The sequence below is a fragment of the Herpetosiphon giganteus genome, from assembly GCF_016907925.1.
Classification (GTDB): Bacteria; Chloroflexota; Chloroflexia; order Chloroflexales; family Herpetosiphonaceae; genus Herpetosiphon; species Herpetosiphon giganteus.
Map to the genome: position 1 here is coordinate 13,385 of NZ_JAFBCZ010000030.1, position 18,416 is coordinate 31,800.

20 protein-coding genes are annotated in these 18,416 nt (G+C 53.6%); 10 read left to right on the top strand and 10 right to left on the bottom strand.

From position 1 onward, the window contains the following. Positions 1–162: 162 nt before the first annotated feature. Both JOD20_RS21270 and JOD20_RS21275 read right to left on the bottom strand, forming a co-directional pair. The gene (locus tag JOD20_RS21270) at positions 163–1,386 is read right to left on the bottom strand and encodes a glucose-1-phosphate adenylyltransferase family protein (protein ID WP_204757206.1); all 1,224 of its coding nucleotides are present in this window, start codon (positions 1,384–1,386) and stop codon (positions 163–165) included. Between the two features lie 16 nt (positions 1,387–1,402). Continuing rightward, positions 1,403–2,650 carry a glucose-1-phosphate adenylyltransferase gene (locus JOD20_RS21275; RefSeq protein WP_204757207.1) on the bottom strand — a complete coding sequence of 416 codons (1,248 nt, stop codon included), beginning with the start codon at positions 2,648–2,650 and terminating at the stop codon, positions 1,403–1,405. Between the two features lie 162 nt (positions 2,651–2,812). Between JOD20_RS21275 and JOD20_RS21280 the strand changes: the two genes are divergently transcribed. Then, positions 2,813–3,310, top strand: coding sequence for a DinB family protein (locus JOD20_RS21280; protein WP_204757208.1), 498 nt, complete (start codon positions 2,813–2,815; stop codon positions 3,308–3,310). A 2-nt stretch (positions 3,311–3,312) separates the two neighbouring features. Beyond that, entirely contained in the window at positions 3,313–3,804 is a 492-nt protein-coding gene (locus tag JOD20_RS21285; protein ID WP_204757209.1) for a DinB family protein, read from the top strand. 488 nt (positions 3,805–4,292) lie between these two features. On the opposite strand, the gene JOD20_RS21290 is transcribed toward JOD20_RS21285, so the two are convergent. The 3 genes from JOD20_RS21290 to murJ all read right to left on the bottom strand — a co-directional run bounded on the left by JOD20_RS21290 (position 4,293) and on the right by murJ (position 7,533). Further along, positions 4,293–5,468 (bottom strand): ArsA family ATPase, encoded by a 1,176-nt coding sequence (locus tag JOD20_RS21290; protein WP_204757210.1) that lies wholly within the window; start codon positions 5,466–5,468, stop codon positions 4,293–4,295. 146 nt (positions 5,469–5,614) lie between these two features. Continuing rightward, positions 5,615–6,037, bottom strand: a complete 423-nt coding sequence (locus tag JOD20_RS21295; protein WP_204757211.1) for a YqaA family protein — start codon at positions 6,035–6,037, stop codon at positions 5,615–5,617. Continuing rightward, the gene (gene murJ / locus JOD20_RS21300; RefSeq protein WP_204757212.1) at positions 6,034–7,533 is read right to left on the bottom strand and encodes a murein biosynthesis integral membrane protein MurJ; all 1,500 of its coding nucleotides are present in this window, start codon (positions 7,531–7,533) and stop codon (positions 6,034–6,036) included. Before murJ ends, JOD20_RS21295 begins: the two co-directional genes overlap by 4 nt. A 39-nt stretch (positions 7,534–7,572) precedes the next feature. Between murJ and JOD20_RS21305 the strand changes: the two genes are divergently transcribed. The 6 genes from JOD20_RS21305 to JOD20_RS21330 all read left to right on the top strand — a co-directional run bounded on the left by JOD20_RS21305 (position 7,573) and on the right by JOD20_RS21330 (position 11,845). Beyond that, entirely contained in the window at positions 7,573–8,070 is a 498-nt protein-coding gene (locus JOD20_RS21305) for a pyridoxamine 5'-phosphate oxidase family protein (RefSeq protein ID WP_204757213.1), read from the top strand. After that, complete coding sequence (locus JOD20_RS21310; protein WP_204757214.1) at positions 8,067–8,474, top strand: pyridoxamine 5'-phosphate oxidase family protein; 408 nt, start codon at positions 8,067–8,069, stop codon at positions 8,472–8,474. Before JOD20_RS21305 ends, JOD20_RS21310 begins: the two co-directional genes overlap by 4 nt. A 9-nt stretch (positions 8,475–8,483) precedes the next feature. Then, entirely contained in the window at positions 8,484–8,924 is a 441-nt protein-coding gene (locus JOD20_RS21315; RefSeq protein WP_204757215.1) for an SRPBCC family protein, read from the top strand. A 9-nt stretch (positions 8,925–8,933) separates the two neighbouring features. Beyond that, positions 8,934–9,551, top strand: coding sequence for a sugar transferase (locus tag JOD20_RS21320; protein WP_204757216.1), 618 nt, complete (start codon positions 8,934–8,936; stop codon positions 9,549–9,551). Next, positions 9,551–10,183, top strand: coding sequence for a NeuD/PglB/VioB family sugar acetyltransferase (locus JOD20_RS21325; RefSeq protein ID WP_204757217.1), 633 nt, complete (start codon positions 9,551–9,553; stop codon positions 10,181–10,183). Before JOD20_RS21320 ends, JOD20_RS21325 begins: the two co-directional genes overlap by 1 nt. 528 nt (positions 10,184–10,711) lie before the next feature. Further along, a complete protein-coding gene (locus tag JOD20_RS21330; protein WP_204757218.1) occupies positions 10,712–11,845 on the top strand; it encodes a hypothetical protein in 1,134 nt (377 codons plus the stop codon). Positions 11,846–11,857: 12 nt separating this feature from the next. Here the strand turns inward: JOD20_RS21330 and JOD20_RS21335 are convergent, their stop codons facing one another. From JOD20_RS21335 to JOD20_RS21345, 3 genes are all read right to left on the bottom strand, one after another. Further along, complete coding sequence (locus JOD20_RS21335; protein WP_204757219.1) at positions 11,858–13,309, bottom strand: PepSY-associated TM helix domain-containing protein; 1,452 nt, start codon at positions 13,307–13,309, stop codon at positions 11,858–11,860. 111 nt (positions 13,310–13,420) lie between these two features. Continuing rightward, entirely contained in the window at positions 13,421–13,888 is a 468-nt protein-coding gene (locus tag JOD20_RS21340) for a c-type cytochrome (protein WP_204757220.1), read from the bottom strand. Between the two features lie 82 nt (positions 13,889–13,970). Beyond that, entirely contained in the window at positions 13,971–14,360 is a 390-nt protein-coding gene (locus JOD20_RS21345) for a hypothetical protein (RefSeq protein ID WP_204757221.1), read from the bottom strand. A 167-nt stretch (positions 14,361–14,527) separates the two neighbouring features. Between JOD20_RS21345 and JOD20_RS21350 the strand changes: the two genes are divergently transcribed. Further along, positions 14,528–14,986 carry a GNAT family N-acetyltransferase gene (locus tag JOD20_RS21350; RefSeq protein WP_204757222.1) on the top strand — a complete coding sequence of 153 codons (459 nt, stop codon included), beginning with the start codon at positions 14,528–14,530 and terminating at the stop codon, positions 14,984–14,986. A 71-nt stretch (positions 14,987–15,057) separates the two neighbouring features. Next, complete coding sequence (gene fmt / locus JOD20_RS21355; protein WP_204757223.1) at positions 15,058–15,978, top strand: methionyl-tRNA formyltransferase; 921 nt, start codon at positions 15,058–15,060, stop codon at positions 15,976–15,978. Positions 15,979–16,161: 183 nt separating this feature from the next. On the opposite strand, the gene hutH is transcribed toward fmt, so the two are convergent. Beyond that, entirely contained in the window at positions 16,162–17,748 is a 1,587-nt protein-coding gene (gene hutH, locus JOD20_RS21360; RefSeq protein ID WP_204757224.1) for a histidine ammonia-lyase, read from the bottom strand. Between the two features lie 128 nt (positions 17,749–17,876). Next, entirely contained in the window at positions 17,877–18,413 is a 537-nt protein-coding gene (locus JOD20_RS21365; RefSeq protein WP_204757225.1) for a hypothetical protein, read from the bottom strand. Positions 18,414–18,416: the final 3 nt, after the last annotated feature.

The following is an 18,416-nucleotide window of genomic DNA, read 5'->3' on the forward strand; positions in this document are numbered from 1 at the left end:
GGGGTTTTGGACGAGGGATCGGGGGTCAGGGTCTGGGGATCGGGTGCTCGTTCTGGGCCAACAGCCTATCGCCCATTATCATCTTCGTGTTCTTCGTGTTCTTCGCGGTTCCGTTCCCCTTCATCGCCTTCGCGTCCTTCGTGGTTTCAGCGTAGTGTAGGCTTAGAAGGTTTCGCCGCTGGCTAGATCTTGATCAACGAAGCTGCGGGCGTTTACCACAACATTGCGGCCAATCGTATGGCCGGCGCTAACTCGCGCTGCCTTGCCAATTACGGTTAAGCCGGTATTCAACAATTGCGGTTGGGCAGCATTGGGCGTGCCAATTGGGCCTTCGCCCACTTTACAATCGCGGCCAATCACTACCTGCTTGTCAACGACACAGTTATCGAGCACCACGCCTGGCTCAATCACGCTATCGGGCATAATCACCGAATCGCGGATAATTGCACCAGCGCCAACTACAACTCCGGTGCCAATCACCGAGCCTGAAACATGACCATCGACCCGACAACCATCGCAAAGCAAGCTGCGTTCGATCCGCGCTGAAGCGCCAAGCTGGGCGGCTGGGCGTTCAAACGAGCGCGTGCGCACCACCCACTCTGGGTCATACAAATCGAGCGCTGGCGTTTCGGCCAGCAAGGCAATGTTCGATTCGTAATAGGCTTGCACCGTGCCAACATCAGCCCAATAGCCATTGAAGGTATAGGCGCTAACATTGGCTTCGCTGACGATCCGCGGCAACATTTCGCTACCAAAATCAACCGATTGATCGCGATACAGCAGATCGACCAGATATTCTTTGCGGAAGGCGTATACGCCCATCGAGGCCAAGGCGCTACTAGTACGGCGCGGCTTTTCTTCGAAGTTCGTCACCCGACCTTCGCCATCAACCGTGACCATGCCATAACGATAGGCTTCGTGCGGCGGCACGCTATGCACCGCCAAGGTAACATCAGCGCCGCGCTGCATATGCAAATCGAGCAAAGGCCGATAATCCATCTTATAGACGTGATCGCCAGCCAAAACCATGACATAATCAACTGGCCGTTCTTCGATCACATCGAGATGATAGCGAATTGCATCGGCGGTACCACGTTGCCAACCGCCGCCATCAGGCGTTGGAAAGGGGTGCAAAACCCGCACGCCACCTTGTAAGCGGTCGAGATCCCATGGCTTGCCCACGCCAATATGCTCGTGCAACGAACGCGGCTGATGCTGCGAAAGCACGCCAACATCGTAAATGCCCGAATTAACACAATTCGAAAGCGTAAAATCGATAATTCGATATTTGCCAGCAAACGGCGTTGCTGCTGCTGCTCGGCCAGCGGTGAGCACACTTAACGAAGGGCTTGCACCACCAGCCATAATCAAAGCTAAAACACGCATACTATACTCCCAAGCACTAGATCGATTCGCCGCTGGCGACATCGCCGTTGAAGCGGTCTTCATCGCAATCGGATGGAATCACAACATTGCGGCCAATGCTAATGCCTGCGGGAATATGCGCACCCTTGCCAACAATGCTAATGCCCGTGGTCAGTTTATCGGGCTGTAAACGGTTGGGAACGTTCTCAGTGCCAACCCCAAGTTGCACATTCGCACCAATCACCACATCTTTATCAACAATCACCCGATCAAGCACCGCGCCGGGGCCAATCCAGGTGTCGGTCATGACGATTGAATCGCGCACCACCGCCCCGGGCGAAACGTACACCCCAGGCGAAAGCACCGAATGCTCAACCGTGCCGCGTACCACGCAGCCATTACAAATCATCGAGCCTTCGACTTTGCTTTGGGGGCCAAATTTGGCTGGCGGGCGTTCCTCGGAGCGAGTGTGAATCCGCCACTCTGCATCAAACAAATCGAGTGTGCAATCGGGATCGAGCAATTCCATGCTGGTTTCCCAATACGATTGCACCGTGCCCACATCGACCCAATAGCCTGAGAAGGGGTGAGCATACACATTGTCGTTGGCGATCATGGTCGGGATGACGTGCTTGCCAAAATCAAGATTTGGATATTGGCTGCTGGTTTCGCGCAACCGTTCGACCAAGCGTTTGGCATCAAACACATAAATGCCCATCGAAGCCAACGTGCCCTTATCGCGGGCTTTGGGCTTTTCGGTAAACTCGACAACCTGATCGCTATCGTTAACCGTCATAATCCCAAAACGATCGGTTTCGTCGAGCGAAACGTGCATCACCGCCACCGTCAGATCGGCGTTTTTGGCCAAGTGGGTGGCGATCAACTCACGGTAATCCATCTTATAAATATGGTCACCGGAGAGAATCAGCACCAGATCGGCACGTTGTTCACGGATGTAATTGATATTTTGCAGAATGGCATCGGCAGTGCCGCTATACCAACTCTGATCATCGCGACCTTGATAGGGTTGCAGCAAGCGCACCCCGCCGCGATTGCGGTCGAGATCCCAGGGCTTGCCAATGCCGATATGGTCGTTGAGCGAATGAGGCCGATATTGAGTGAGCACCGCAACATCGAAAATATTGGAGTTAACACAGTTGGAAAGCGTAAAGTCGATAATGCGATACTTGCCAGCAAATGGAACCGAGGGCTTGGCGCGTTTTTCGGATAGCACGCTTAAGCGTGTCCCCTCACCGCCAGCCATAATCATCGCGACTACGCGCATAGAACCTCCTTTGGTACCGGGGATTCGCGCACCATTATACTCAATTTCGCCCGTGCTCACGCCAAACACTTCCAGTCTATTTCAGCCAAATTATCTAGCCCCAAAACTGGCAGAGTTTGCTATGCTTAGAGGTATTGATTGGTGTGTTACGAGGAAACCCCTATGAGCAATCACGATCAATTAGCATTAGTGCGCCAAAAGCATATCGAACTGATGCGATTGACCCTCGATACGCTGGGCCATGTGCTCAGCAACGTCAGCCAAGATCAAGCCACCAGCTTGCGCGATGGCCCCGACGGCTGGACTGTTGTCGAAGTGCTGTGCCATTTACGCGATTACGACCAGATTTTTCTCGAACGAGCGCTGATGATGCGCGACCAGGATTTTCCGTTGCTGCCAAGCTACGACCACGAAGCCATGGCGATCGAGCGCAACTACAACAGCAACGATCTCGGTACCGTCTACGCAGCCTTGCAGGAATCACGCCCCCGCTTTATTGCCTTTTTCCAAGCGCTCACCTCTGAACAATGGGAAAAAGCTGGCACGCACCCCGAACGCGGCTACTTTTCGCTGACCGATGCAGCCATGCAAGTCGGCATTCACGATGTGATTCACCTTGAGCAAATCAGCCGGATTTTATTGCAAGCAAAGGGGCAATAGCCATGTCTGATTCCAGTTTAATTAATTCGATGTTGCGCTGGCATGTGCCACTGATGAGCCGCACGCTCGAAACTTTGGGCCATATTTTAGCCCGCGTCAGCCAGCAACAAGCCACAACCCTGCGCGATGGCGCTGATGGCTGGACGGTGCTCGAAGTTGTTTGCCACTTGCGCGATTACGACCAGATTTTCCAAGAGCGCGCGACGAGTATCATTGAGCAAGATAATCCGCTGTTTCAAAGCTATAGCCCCGATGAATTGGCTCGCGAGCGCAACTATAACTCCAGCGATTTACATGCTGTCTATGCTGAATTATGTGTTTCGCGCACCCGTTATGTGGAGTTTTTCCAAAGCCTCAACCCTGATCAATGGCAACGCCAAGGAACCCACGCCAAGCTCGGAGCATTTTCGTTGGCCGATGCCTTGATGCAGGTAACTGGCCACGATTTGATTCACTTGGAGCAAATTACGCGAATTTTGTTGCAAGCTGAATAGCACACGAGGGATCAGAGGTCAGTAGTTAGAAGATGAGGCTATTGGCTTTGGGCTATTGGCTTTGGGCTATACAGAAGCATACGTGGGCAGGCAAGAGGCGGTTGGCACAGGTGGAATCCTGCTGACTTCCGACCCCTCGCGTCGCAATTGGGGCTACAGAATCAAGCCTAACATTCCACCGCATAAATATTGGGGTGCAGGGGCTGAAAACCCCTGCGTCTCCCGCCTTGAGGCGGGACGGAAGGGTGGTGAATGAGGGGCTAGTAGTTAGGGTTCAGGGATTCGGGAACCGCGAAGAACACGAAGGTTTGATCCACGAAGCGCACGAAGGGGGAATAGAAACATAGGAACATTCCACCGCATAAATATTTGGGGTGCAGGGGCTGAAAACCCCTGCGTCTCCCGCCTTGAGGCGGGACGGAAGGGTGGTGATCACACCCAATTATGTGAAAAAACCACCCTTTTAAATTTTAAGCAATCACTTACCGCTAAGCAGTTTCAAGTGGCGCTGGCGCACCAAATTGCACCACCAACTCGCCATTGCGAAACACCGCGCGCAAGGCTGGCCGATCAGCCAACATTGTCGGCAAAATCATTTCGCGGCGGAAATTGCCAATTTCAATAAACAGCTGATCGCCACGTTTGGTCATATTGACTTTGTTAACTTCAACATGCGGCAAGGGCAAGCGTAATTCATATTGATCGCCTTGCTTGGTAATGTCCATGGTTTTGCCGACGTAAAACACATCAAGCGGATTGCGATCGCCAAACAACGCCGCGCCCACATCGGCCAAATCATCAAGGCCTTTGATTTCACGCGAGTACATTGGCGCTTCCCAAATTGGCAGCGGCGTGAAAATATCGTGCACTTGAGCGCGATAGCTGGCCTGCACTTCTTGCATTTGCTCAATAAAGCTATGGCCGCGCACATCGCTTGGCATCACCCGATTGAGCACCACACCATCGACCGGATAGCCATACAAGGCCAAGTAGGTAGCTGCCCGCTGCGCCTCTTTGATAACCATGCGTTCAGGGTTGACCACCAAGCGATAGGAGCTGATCTTGGGATCGGCCAACGTTGCGCGGAGGGCTTCGACCTGCTCAACAAAGCGTGGCAAGGTATCGAACATATCCGAGGCTGGCACCAAGGCCCGAATCAAGGGCTTGGCCACTTTCATGGTGCTGGTTTCCCATTGCATCACCCGCGAAGCATACCAGGTGAAGGTTTCGGGCATAGTCAACAAGCGCACGGTTTCGCCAGTTGGCGCTGCATCAACAATCACCGCATCGTAGTTGCCTTCTTTGGCCTGCTTGCGAATATGCAACAAGCTGACAACTTCTTCCATGCCTGGAATCACGGCTAATTCTTCGGCGGCAACTTCGTTTACGCCCTTGCGCTTGAGCAAATTGGAAACAAAGCCTTGCAACTCGCCCCAGTGTTGACGCACTTCTTCGAGCACATTAATTTCTTGCGCCCAGAGGTTATCGCTCAGTTGGGTTGGGCTAGCACCAACTTGGCAATCAAGTGCATCGGCCAAGGAGTGGGCCACATCGGTGCTGACGACCAACGTTCGGTAGCCCATGCGCGCTGCCCGCACGGCGGTTGCCGCTGCGGTTGTGGTTTTACCAACGCCACCCTTGCCAAGATATAAAATCAAACGCATTGTATGTTCCTTTCGCTGCATTGCGAGAATACATGAATCGCTCGCTGCACTGCTACATTGGACGTTATGGTCAACTGGGTAGTTGCAGCCTGTATTTATTATCGCATATCGTTGCTACGCAAATCGGCTTGCCGAGGTTTTTTTGATTAAACCGCCAGCACCGCCGCGCCAATTACTCCATACCGCAACGCCTTGCCAAGCGTAATCCAGGCCAAACTTGGAACCCACGGTAGTTCCAAGGCTCCAGCCACGGCCACCAGCACATCGCCAATGATTGGCAACCATGCCAAAATTAAGGCTGGCGTGCCCCAACGCCCAAGCCAACGCTCAGCTCGTTGCATTCGTTCAGCCATTTTGTGATTGCGCTGATCGATGACTGTCCGTGCTCGTTGCCCAAGCCAAAACGTCGTAGCCGAGCCAAGCACATTGCCCAGTGTGGCAACCAACAACGGCAACCACAACGATTCAGCATGCACGACCATTGCGGCCAACGCCGCCTCTGAACCAAGAGGCAAGACTGTTGCCGCCAAAAAACTAACCCCAAATAAACTTAAATAGAGCCAAATCATTGTATTTTTCCTTGTTGCCACCGCTGCCAGAGCAAGCCAATTTCCGCATTGCGGCCTAGCGCCAAAATCAGCATATAGCCAAGCAAACCGACCAGCGAGGCACTCGATAAACTCAGTAATAAGCTAGCAGTGCTGATTGGTTGCCATGCCCGCATCATCAGCCACGCCGCCACGCCAGCTACGCTACTGGCAAAACCAACCTGCCAAGTAAAACGCCAATTCAGCTGCATTGGTTGCTGCACAGTTTTTTGGGCTAGCCATGCCAAGGCCAAAGTTTCAGCCCATAACGAAACGGTCGTGGCCCAACCAAGCCCAGCCAAGCCCCAACGCCGCCACCACAAGGCCAAGCCAATTTGCAGCAACGCGCCCAGCACCCGCATCACGCTGGGCCAGCGCGTATCGCCCATCGCATAGCTGAAGCGAATTAACAAGGTGCTGAGGGCCAAGGCTGGCAAGCCGGGCAATGCTGCCCAAAGCGCTGTGCTGGTCATCTGCACTGATTGTTGATCGAATGCGCCACGTTGCAGCAACAAGGCCACAATCTGTTGACACAAGACCATGCCCAAGACCATCAGCGGCAAGGTTAATAACAGCGACCAACGCCAACAACGGGCCAACCAAGCTTGCAAAGCCTGATAATTGCGCTCCAATACCAAGCCCGTCAAAATAGGAAACAGCACCCGCCCAAGCACTTGCGGCAACAAAATAATCGGTACTTCGACAATTCGCCGCGCATACGTTTGGGCCGCAACTGAGCCAGCGCCAACCGTCGAAGCAATGGCATTCTCAATCACGCTAATCAAATGCACCGAAACTAGCGAGGTTAATAATAATGGATAAGCATGGCGCAACACCGTGGGCAGTTGCGCTCCCCGCCAGCGCCAGCTTGGCAACCACGGCACATCGGCTTGCAACAAGGGAATTAATCGCAACACCGCGCCAACCACCAAGCCCCAGGCCAAGCCATAGACGCTGCCTGTTGACAACAAGGCAATTACTGGCACCAATTTCAACATCAAATCGGCCAAAGCTGGGCGCGTAAATTGCTCAAAGGCTTGATACCAAGCGCCGAGCACCGCCGAAAAACACATTACCGGAAAGGCCAACAAGCCAATGCGAATAATTTTGGCAGTCATCAGCAAGGTTGGTTGGTCGAAGCCAGGCCCAAATAAACGCGCTAATTGCACGGCGTAAAGCCAGCCCAAGCAGGTTAATGGCACTGCCGCCAAACCAACCAAGCCCAAACTGGCGCGCAGCGTGCGTGGGCTAGCAGCACGATCATGCAAAATCATCGGCACTAAGCTTGGGCCAGCAATATCGCCCAATAAAAAGCCCATCAGCAAAACAACCGCCGCCCCCGCCAAATAGGCATCAGCGGTGGTGCTGGTGCCAAAAAAGTGGGCTAAAGCAAGCTTTTCAGCAAAACCCAGCACTTTATAAGCAGCTGTGGCGGCGATCAACATCAGTGAGGTTCGAACTATGGTTGCAGGCTTCATAGATACTCATTTAATCAAATTGCTCGTATAATTGACATTATGCAACACCAAACCGAACAATTAAGCGATGGGCAACGCCTCAATGCGGCCCAGATTTGGGCATTTTTAGCCAAAGCCTCGGTTGGGCGCTTGGCGACACACGATCATGCCCGCAATCAAAGCAACCTTGCGCCGCTGTTTTTTGTCTGCGAAGCGCCGCATATTTATTTTGCAACCCAACCAGGCCATAAGCTTAGTTTGTTGCGCCGCTATCCGCAAGGCGTTGGTTTGCAAGCAGATGCCTTTGAGCCAACTGGCTCAACCAGCGTTTTTGTGTGGGGCCGTTACCGCGATGTGCCGCTTGGCGCAGAATACGCCCATGCCACCCGCTTGCTGGCCTTCAAATATGGCACTGGCTTTTGGCAACAAATTCTCGATCAAGCAAGCAAAGCCTTGAAAGCTGGGCCACGCGCTATCATCAACACGATTAGCCAAGCAACCACTGGCTGCATCCAGATCGAACGCATCGGTGGGCGGCACTGGGAGCATGGCCTATGATGCGTATTTTAGCGCCAGCAGAAGCTTTGGCCTTGCTCGATGAGCTGCAAGTGCTACGCATCGCTGGCTTTGATCAAGCACGCGAGGCTAGTTATGCAGTGCCTTTGGCCTTTGTGCGCCGCGATCAAACTTTGTTGATTGCCTTGCGGGCAGCAGGCCGCTTGGCGCAACTGTTACAGCAGCAACCCACTGGTTGGTGCATAGAAGCTGATCAAATCAACCCCGATTGGACGTTTCGCTCAGTCGTGGCCGAAGCCAGCGCCCAGCCCTTAACCGATAGCAGCATTGCGCTAGTAGCCTTGGCCGAACGCTATGGCCGCAATTGGCCGCAATGGCGACCAAACGCCCCAATTCAAGCCTTTTCATTAGAGCTAGCGGCGATCCAAGGCCGCCATAAAAGCTAAGGAGCGCCGATGATCACCGTGACCCGTGAACGCCAGCTACGCCGCCCAATCAGCGAATTATGGCAACTCTTGGCCAATCCGCACAATTTGCCGCGCATTTTGCCGCAGATTGCCCGAGTTGAAGTCAGCGAACCAACCAGCGCTGCGCAGCCACTAACCGCCTATTTCGATTTTGGCGCACACCTTGGCACGCAGGCGGCCCAAGGCACATTTAGCACGATCGAGCAACAATCGATTCGCTTTGAAGCCGAACAACCCTTGCCGATTGTGGCCCATTGGCAACTCCAACCCCAAGCCAATAGCACCAAAGTTCATGCCAGCCTAAGCTTCGATCTCAAGCCAATATTAGGCCCAGCCGCCAAAGTTGTGCCGCTCAGCATGGTCAAAAGCGAAATTACTCGCGAGCTAGAGCAAGCCTTGCGCCGCATCGAACGCTTGGCATTAAGCTAAAGGATAGCTATGCAACCATCGCCGCTCGCTTCAAGTAAACGCTGCTTTGATTTGATTGTGGCTGGATTGGCACTCGTACTGCTTAGCCCATTGTTGCTGCTGATTGCTGTCGCAATTAAATTAACCTCGCGTGGCCCGATTTTCTACAATCGCCCACGGGTCGGGCTGGCTGGCCGAGAATTTCCCTTCTATAAATTTCGCACCATGGTCGTTAATGCAGAACGCCAAGGCTTAGGCCTCGAAATCGCCTACAACGATCAGCGCATTACCCGCGTTGGCCAATGGCTGCGGCGTTGGAGCTGCGACGAATTGCCGCAATTATTGAATGTGCTGCGTGGTGAGATGAGCTTAATCGGCCCCCGCCCCAGCTTGCCCGAACAAGTAGCGCGCTATACACCCGCACAGCGCCAACGTTTAGCGGTTCGGCCTGGGATCACTGGTTGGGCGCAAGTCAATGGCCGCAACGACATCGATTGGGAAGCCAGAATTCAGCTTGATTGTTGGTATATTGCGCATTGGAGTTGGCGGCTCGATTTGCTGATTCTTTGGCGCACAATCGGCGCAATCGTGCGGCCCGTTGGCATTTATGGACGCGATGGCGTGGCCAAAGATTTGCGAGGCAAATAGTGCGCCCAGTGATTATTGTGGGCACTGGTGGCCATGCCCGCGAAGTTGGCGAAATTGTGCAGTCCCAACATGCGGCGGGTCAAGGCGGCCCACTGCATGGCATGCTCACCGATGATCAAAGCCAACATGGAACAACCAGCCTCGGCATTCAAATTTTAGGCCCAATCGCTTGGCTAGCAACCCGTTTGGCCCAATTTAGCGTGATTATCGCGATTGGCGATAATACCACCCGCCAGCGAATTGCCCACCAATTTGGCTCAGAGCTACACGCAGCCAACGCAATCTCCCCCCATGCCATCATCTCGCCCCACGCCACAATTGGCGCAGGTGCAATGCTTTTTCCCAACGCGGTTGTTGGCCCTTTAGCCAGCATTGGCCCACATAGCATTGTGAATGTTGGGGCCAGCATCAGCCACGATAGCACTGTTGGCGCATTTTCCAACCTCAACCCAGGCTCGCATGTCGCTGGCAATTGTCAGCTTGGCGAAGGTGTGGCGCTCGGCATGGGTGCAAATGTCATCCAAGGCCGCAGCATTGGCGCGTGGACGGTGATAGGAGCAGGAGCCGTGGTTATTCGCGATCTGCCAAGCCATGCTAAGGCAGTTGGCGTACCAACGCGCTTGTTAATTTGATCCACGAAGGACACGAAGGGCACGAAGGACGGAAACCGCGAAGAGCACGAAGAACGCGAAGGTTTCGTGTTGGCCACAGATTGACTCAGATTGACTCAGATGATTGTTCCCATAGCCATCAGTCCATAGCCACCCATCCTCTGCTGCGATGTAGTTAATGTTTAGCCACTGAACCTCCGACCCCTGGCCCCTAGACCGCGACCCCATTTTGCCTTTTGCCTTTTGCCTTTTGCCTTTTGCCTTCTGCCTTCTGCCTTTTGATTTTAGCCCTTCATCCCTCATCCCTCATCCTTCATCCTTTCCGTTAGCCAAATCCTCAAAGATAGGAGCATTGGCGCTTGCTAAATTTCACGAATAGTACGATTATGTGTAGAATAGAGCATGGCCCCCAGCCTGTGGGTTGACCAGAGAAGCGAAGGCTGCGATCAATCATTGACGATTTTGCCTGTGGGGGTTGCGATGGCAACTCAGAAAAAATTGCTCGCTTCACGGGCTCAAATAGCCTTAGTTAAAATGAGCGAACAATCTGTGCAACAACGAATTACCGGCACGCTTGCCGACGAAATTGGCGAGCGGCCTGCAACTTCAACTGCCGAGGCGCGCGCCGCTGCGGTGATTGCGGCCCAAATGCGCCAAGTTGGCCTCGAAGTTGGGGTCCAAACTTTCTCGGCTGCGGCTGCGCCCAGCGCAGGCTTAGGCTTGCTGGCTGGCATTGGTTTGCTGGCGCTTGGCTTGGGCTGGTGGTTGCCCTATCCTTCAATCGCCTTGCTGGTGCTGTTGCTATTACTGGCTGTGCGCGAATTGCATGGGCCGCCAATTTTGGCGAGTTTATTGCGCCAACGCCCTAGCCAAAATGTAATTGGCACTCGGGCCGCTACCCGCACTCCACGCGCGCGAATTGTGCTGTTATGTCATCTTGATTCGCCACGCATGCTCACGCCACGCCGAGCTAGTTGGCTGCGCGTCTGGCTGCTCAGCATTCCTTTTGGCTTTAGTTTGGGCTTAGTCGCGCTTGGGATTGCTATTTTTCTGCCTGCTTGGCATAGTGTGCTATTAATTCCCGCTTTGTTGCTCTTGGTATGTTTGCTGGTTGTGCTACGCCGTGAATCACGAGCCGAATGGACAGTTGGCGCGGTTGATGCCGCCGCTGTTGGAACCGCAATTGCCCTCGCCGCCGATTGGCCACAACGTGATGATGTTGAGTTGTGGGTCGTGGCCCTCGGTGCAGGAGCCGCCGCAGGCTCAGGTATTCAAGCCTTGCTCAACAGCTATCCCTTCCCCAAAGACGAAACGTGGTTTATCAATTTGCCATGGCTTGGGCGCGGCAATTTGACGATTGTGGCTGGCGAAGGCTTGTGGCACGAACGTAAGCCCGATCAGCAACTGGCCAAAATGTTCCACGAACTGCAATCTGCTAGCGCACCACTGATTCGCTCGGCCTATCGTGGCGAACGGCTTGATAGCGCCCGACTTTTGGCCTTGGGCTATCACGCAATCAGCGTCGTTGGGCTTAAATCTGATGGCACGGCAGCGGGCTTCCGCCAGCCAGATGACGAAACCCGCTTGCTTTCTGTGCCGCAAATGGAATTGGCTTTGCGCGTGTTGCGGCGCGTACTCGATCGCTTTGCCCGCAACCAAAGCAACGAGCCACAACTGCCCTAACCATGCGTGCAATTAGGCAAAGCGCTGCTTCAAGCGTGGCGCAAAGCGAAACAGCGTCAGATCCAACACTAGCATAAACAATAGCGATGCGCCAACCAACGGGAAGGCCAAACTCGCCAACGCCACCAGCAACAGCACAGGCTTCCAATGTGGGAAGTTGGCTGGTAAATTTGGCGCACCCAAGCGCCCAGCAGGGCGGCGTTTCCACCACAACACCACGCCCGAAACCGAAAGCAGCAACACCGTCATTGCGCCAAATAAGGCCAAAAGTTGATTGGGCAAGCCAAAATATTTGCCTTCGTGCAGCGAAATCCCCATACTGACAGCCTTAGGAACCAAGGCATAATCGCGCCAACGAATATCGGCCAAAATTGCGCCGCTGTATTGATCGACGTGAATCGTGGCTTCATCAGCAGGATCGTTGGCAACCGCTGCGATTGTGTACACGCCTTTTGCGCTGCTTGGTGGCGTAACCGTAAAGCTGGCAATCACGCCGCGCGCTTTGGCCACCGCAATCACTGAATCGAGCGTAACTGGCGTGGCAGCTTGCGGGCCTTCGGTGGCGCTGCTTGGCACTGGCGCACTGGCTCCGTTGCCACGATGCTCAGCATGATCAGGATCCGATTGCGGCAATGGCGCTTGCTCAACCGCCCAAGGCACAACTTTATCGGTGGTGGTGTTGAGGCTGCCAGTTAAGGCCGTCGATTCGGGAATATTGCTCCACAGCTGATTGGGATATTTGCTTGAAATATTGGCAAAGTTTTCGCCCCAATAGCCCGTCCAAGGCAAGCCCGTAATTAGCAAAAACAGCACAATCAACGAAGCATACATGCCTGGCACAGCGTGCAAATCGCGCCAGAAAATACGTTTGTTTTTGCTGCGCAAACGCGGCAACCATGTGCCCCAGATGCCGCTTTTCGAGCGTGGCCACCACAGATAAATGCCCGAAAGCGTGAGCAAAATCGCCCAGCAGGCAGCCAATTCAATAATTCGATCGCCAACTGTGCCAATGAGCAACTCGCCGTGCAATTTCAAAGCAACTGTTTGTAAGTTCCAATCTTCGTCGCGCTCACCAAGCACTTGGTTGGTATAGGGATTGACAAAAACCGTCAGATTGCGTCCATCGCTGGTGCTCATGCTAATTTCAGTGCTGCGATCATGGGCATCGCTTGGGCGAATTTTGCCAACACTGGCCGCCGGATAGACAGTTTGGGCGGCAGCAACTTGGCTAGTGTAGCTTTGGGCCGAGCCGCTGGTATGCACCACGTTCATCAAATCGCCATACATCAAACGATCAAGTTGCGGCTTGAACAGATAAATGCTGCCAGTTACGGCCAACACAATCATCAAGGGCACAACAAACAGGCCTGCGTAAAAGTGCCAGCGCCAAATTGCGCGATAAAAAACCGATTGCGCCCGCTGGTCGTCGCTGGTTGCGCCAGCGTTGGTGGTTGTCGTCATCATTTTAAAAAACCTCGTTTTGGTAGAAGAATTTGGCTGCTGCGCTCGCCCACGTTCCTGCTGGGCCAAAGCCGTGGCGAGCAACGTGAGATAACCGCAGCAACCAGCTCGGATTTACTGCAAACTTAATAAATAGGCCACAACATCATCGATCTGCTGGGGAGTGAGTGCATCGCCATAGCCCGCAAACATCAAGCCTTGGGCAAAGCCATCGACCACATAACTATTGGGATCGACAATTGAGCTGTGTAAATAGGCGTTGGCGCTTTGGCCTGCAACCCGCGTCGCGGCATGCGCACCAATTCCGGCCAGATTTGGCCCGACGGTTTGCGGTTTAGCGGCATCGACCACATGGCAACTCAGGCAGGGCGGCGCACCAGCAAGCGCGGTCGTGCCATCGAAAATTGCCTTGCCAGCAGCAGCGTCGCCAGTGCTCGCAGCAGTATTGCCAGCTCTAGGAACGGTTGTTGAAACCCCAGTAAAGCGCCCGACATTGCTATCGGTTGAGGCAGAACCACAGGCGGCCAAGCCCACAAGCGCTAGGCCAGCAACGGCAGAGCGCAAACGTAAAACGATTGGCATTGGAGAAAACTCCCAAACTCAAACATTCTCAGCGTGCAGCCACGCTAAGATCACAAACCATTGATTGTGGATTGAGTTGGGTTTAACGAGGAGGGGGAGTCGTTAATCGCTGTTGAAACGAAACTAAGGGGTGTTGAATAAGCCAATTCACACGGCGCAGGCTGCGCAAACCAAACCCAAAACTGGGCCAAAAACCAAGCAGCGCAAACATTGCCACCAAACCACTGCCCATGCTGGTTGAAGTTATGCCGCTGGACGAGCCATTTGGCATTGAATCGGTTTGGCTCATCAGGGAACAGACAAACATGCTGGCTGGCTGCGTTTCTGCTTGCATCAGCATTGGTTGGTGTTGCAGCAAACAGTGAATCACACAGCCCAATGGACACACCAAAGCCAGCTGAACAACCATTGCCCAACCAAAAAGTGTGCGCCATGTAAGCATTTTGGATTGTTGCTGGAACCATCCAAGCATAACGTGCTGTTTCCACCTGCTGTTGCCGCTGAACTGCGCGTTATCTTAACACAGTTTCAGTTTGCTGCGATCAGGCATTAACTCGATTATATTCCCTCTCAGGGCGGATGTGGGCTGAGCCACAAGTTGGTATGCTCGGCATCTTTACCATTGCAGGAGTTTCAATCATGCACGATACAACCCTTGGGCAGATTCGCCCTTATACCGCAGCCGATTGGGCTGTGGTCAGCCAAATTCACGATGCAGCCCGCCCCGACGAACTGCGCGGCGCGTGCGACCCACGAGCATTTATCCCGCTTGCAGACGATCAAGCCTCGCTCAGCGATTTTGAGCAATCACAAAAATTTGTCATCAGCATTGATGATCAGGTGGTGGGCTTTGTTGGGATTAATGGCAAATATCTTGGCTGGTTGTATATCGCGCCAAGCCATTATGGCCGTGGCTTAGGCCGCCAATTACTCAATTTTGCCCTAGAACAAATTGGGGCTGGCGCTTGGACGATTGCCCTCGCCGAAAACCGCCGAGCCGTTGAACTCTATCAGCGGGCTGGCTTCGCGATTAGCAAAACCTTTGAGAGCGATAATGCTGGCTATCCTTGCACCTGTGCCCGTTTAGAGCGCGTCTAGCTGCTTTCGATTTTCCAGCAAGCACGGTATCATGCGTGCTGGAAAACGCTCCCAGTCGGAGGTATCATCAAATGCGAATTTTATATTTAGGCACGCCTGAAATTGCGGTTGCGCCGCTTGAGTTATTGCACGCCAGCGGCCATGAGATTGTCGGTGTCGTGACCCAACCAGATCGGCCTGCTGGCCGCAAAAATGTGCTCACCGCGCCGCCAGTCAAACTTGCCGCCGAACGGCTTGGCATTCCGGTGTTTCAGCCAGAAACCCTCAAAGATCCCGCTGCGGTCGAACGCTTGCGGGCTTTTGCACCAGAAGTTGGGGTTGTCGCAGCCTATGGCGAGATTTTGCGTAAAAATGTTTTGCAAATTCCAGCCTTGGGCTATTTGAATATTCACCCATCGATTTTGCCGCTCTACCGTGGTCCAGCGCCAATTACGGGGGCAATTTTGGCAGGCGATGATTTAGTCGGCGTGTCGATCATCAAGCTGACAGCCAAAATGGATGCTGGGCCAATCTTGGGTCAAGTGGTCATGCCTTTGGCCAAAGATGCGCGGGCTGGGGAATGGACGGCCCAATTGATGCGCCAAGGCGGCGAGTTGCTAGCACAGCTCTTGCCAGCCTATGCTGCGGGTCAAATTCAAGCCCAAATTCAGGATGATAGCCAAGCGACTTACTCCCAAATGATCAGCAAAAACGATGGCTTGATCGATTGGAGTTTGCCAGCAATTGTGCTCGAACGTATGACTCGCGCCTACGATCCATGGCCTGGAACTGCGGTAAAACTCAACGATCAGCCGTTTAAAATTCTGCGATCCAAAGCGCATAGCAGTTGGAGCGGCAACGCTCAGCCAGGCACGCTAATCGAGCAACAAGGCCAAATTTTGGTCGCCACTGGCAGCGGCGCGCTCGAATTGCTCGAAGTTCAGCCAGCAGGCAAACGCCCAATGGCTGCCAGCGATTGGCGACGCGGAGCCAAAGACCTAGAGCGCTTGTAATACTTGAAGATTAGGGCTGGTAGCGTTCCCTCACCCCCAGCCCCCTCGCCCACGTTGAGTGGGCGAGGGGGAGCTTCCGTGGTTCACCAACGAATTGCGCAAGAGCCACGAAGTTAAAGCCCCTCGCCCAGTGGATGGGAGAGGGGTTGGGGTGAGGGGATACTTCTCAACCAATATTTGAGCTTACTCCACCAAGGCCAAGTTGCCAGCGAAAATCAATTGCTTCAAGCGCTCAATATGCGGATACATCACAGTATCCTCGGCCAAAAATGGCACAACCTGCCGAATTGCCTGCTGGGCCACAGCCGTGCCTTGGCCAAGCTGCAAGCGTTGATGCTTTTGCCAGCGTAAATCAATCGCTTGGGCAGCACACAACGCTTCGCAAGCCAAAATGCCCACCACGTTATCGTGCATCTCAACCGCTTGGCGGGCGGCGGTCGGCCCCATGCTGACGTGATCTTCTTGATTGCCCGAGGTGGGAATCGTATCGGCAGCAGCGGGATGCACCAGCACTTTATTTTCACTCGCCAACGCCACAGCCGTATATTGAATCAACATCATTCCCGAGTGCAAGCCGCCTTGCTCGGTTAAGAATGGCGGCAGCAAATTGCCATTTAAGCCAGCATCAACCAAGCGCGCCGTGCGGCGTTCGCTAATGTTGCCCAGCTCGCTCAAGGCCACTTTAAGAAAATCCATCGCCAAGGCCAATGGCTCGCCATGGAAATTACCACCCGAAATCGCCTCGTATTCGCCAGCAAGCTGCTCAGGATCAACGGGAACAATCAAGGGATTATCGGTGGCGCTGTTGAGTTCAATTTCGGTTGCCCAGCGCCCATAACAGGCAGCATCGCGAATTGCGCCATGCACTTGCGGCACGCAACGCAACGAGTAGGCATCTTGCACTTTATGTGGCCCATACAGCGCCGGATCAGCTTCGCCGTTGGGGTAGACAAAGCTGCTGCCCTGCAACAGGTGGCGAATACTGCGCGCGCTATCGATTTGGCGCGGATGCGGACGAATCGCATGCAGCCGTTGATCAAAGGCCGAGGGTAAGGCCGCCAAGGCTTCCATCGACAAGGCGGCGATAGTTTCTGCAGTGCGACACAATTGCTCGGCATCGTAAATTGCCAAGGCTGCAAGCCCGCTCAACAAGGCTGTGCCATTGGTAAGCGCCAAGCCTTCTTTGGCCTCTAAAACCAAAGGTTTTTGGTTCAAGCGGGCCAAAACTTCGGCTCCGCTCATGCGTTGACCATGGACTGGCGATTGGCCAGGCTCAACCGCCTCGCCCAAACCAAGCAAAATCAAGCTGGCATGCGCAAGTGGCGCAAGATCACCGCTGGCCCCAAGCGAGCCTTGGCAGGGAATAATTGGCAAAATATCGGCGTTGAGCAAATCGAGTAGGGCTTGAGCAACCAATGGCCGAATGCCCGAAAAGCCCTTGGCCAAGGTATTGACCCGCACAATCAACATTGCCCGCACTTGGTCGCGGCGCAACGGCGTGCCCGTGCCAGTAGCGTGGCTCATAATAATATTACGTTGCAATTCGCGCACATGGTCGCTATCAATCGTGCGATTCTGAAAATGGCCAAAGCCCGTGGTGATGCCATAGACCACCCGACCTTCGGCCACAAAACGCTCGACAGCGGCGCGCGAATAGTGCATTCGTTCAATTGCTTCGGGAGCTAATTCAACCTTAATTGCTGGATTCCGAGCGGCAGCCACCAAACCATCGACAGTTAACTGCTCGCCATTGAGCACTAAACGTTCCACAATGCTACCTCGCTAGCTTAATTCGCTTTCGGCGTTAGTATACCAGTCGCCAGCAATGGTTCCTGCTTGCGAATCGAGTGTAGGTGCGAGATGCTATGGCATATTCAGCTTGGGGTTAGGTTTATCTGCTACTCACACACAGGGCCATTGGTTGTTGATTTCGGTTCGATGGTTGCCAATAAATCAAGCAACGCCTGTGGATCGCCAAGCTGATATTGACCCTGCAAATCGATTGGCCAATTGGGCGTTGATAGATTGTTAAACGCAGCGGTGGCTTGGGCAGGGTCAAGATTAAGAGCAATCAGACGGGTATCTGCTGGCTGATCAAGGCTGTTGGTTTCGAATATAAGCAAGGTTGCTTCGTTGGCACTGATCGGAGTTGTGCTTTGGGGCATAAGCATCATATCGACAAACTGCTGAATAAAGGCTTGATCACGAATCGTAATACAACTTTTAGTGGTAGGGTTATGCCATTCAATTTCGAGCGCTTCGCGCAAGTTGCTCACGCGCAGAAATTCTTCTAAAGTTGCTGGCTCAACAACTTCGCCTGACGCAAATGGGCTTGCTTCGGGTGTGCTGGTAGGTAGCTGGGTTGAATCACAGCCAAAAAAGAGCAAAATGAATAACAAGCATACCAATCCGCGTTGATAGAACAAACGAAACATACA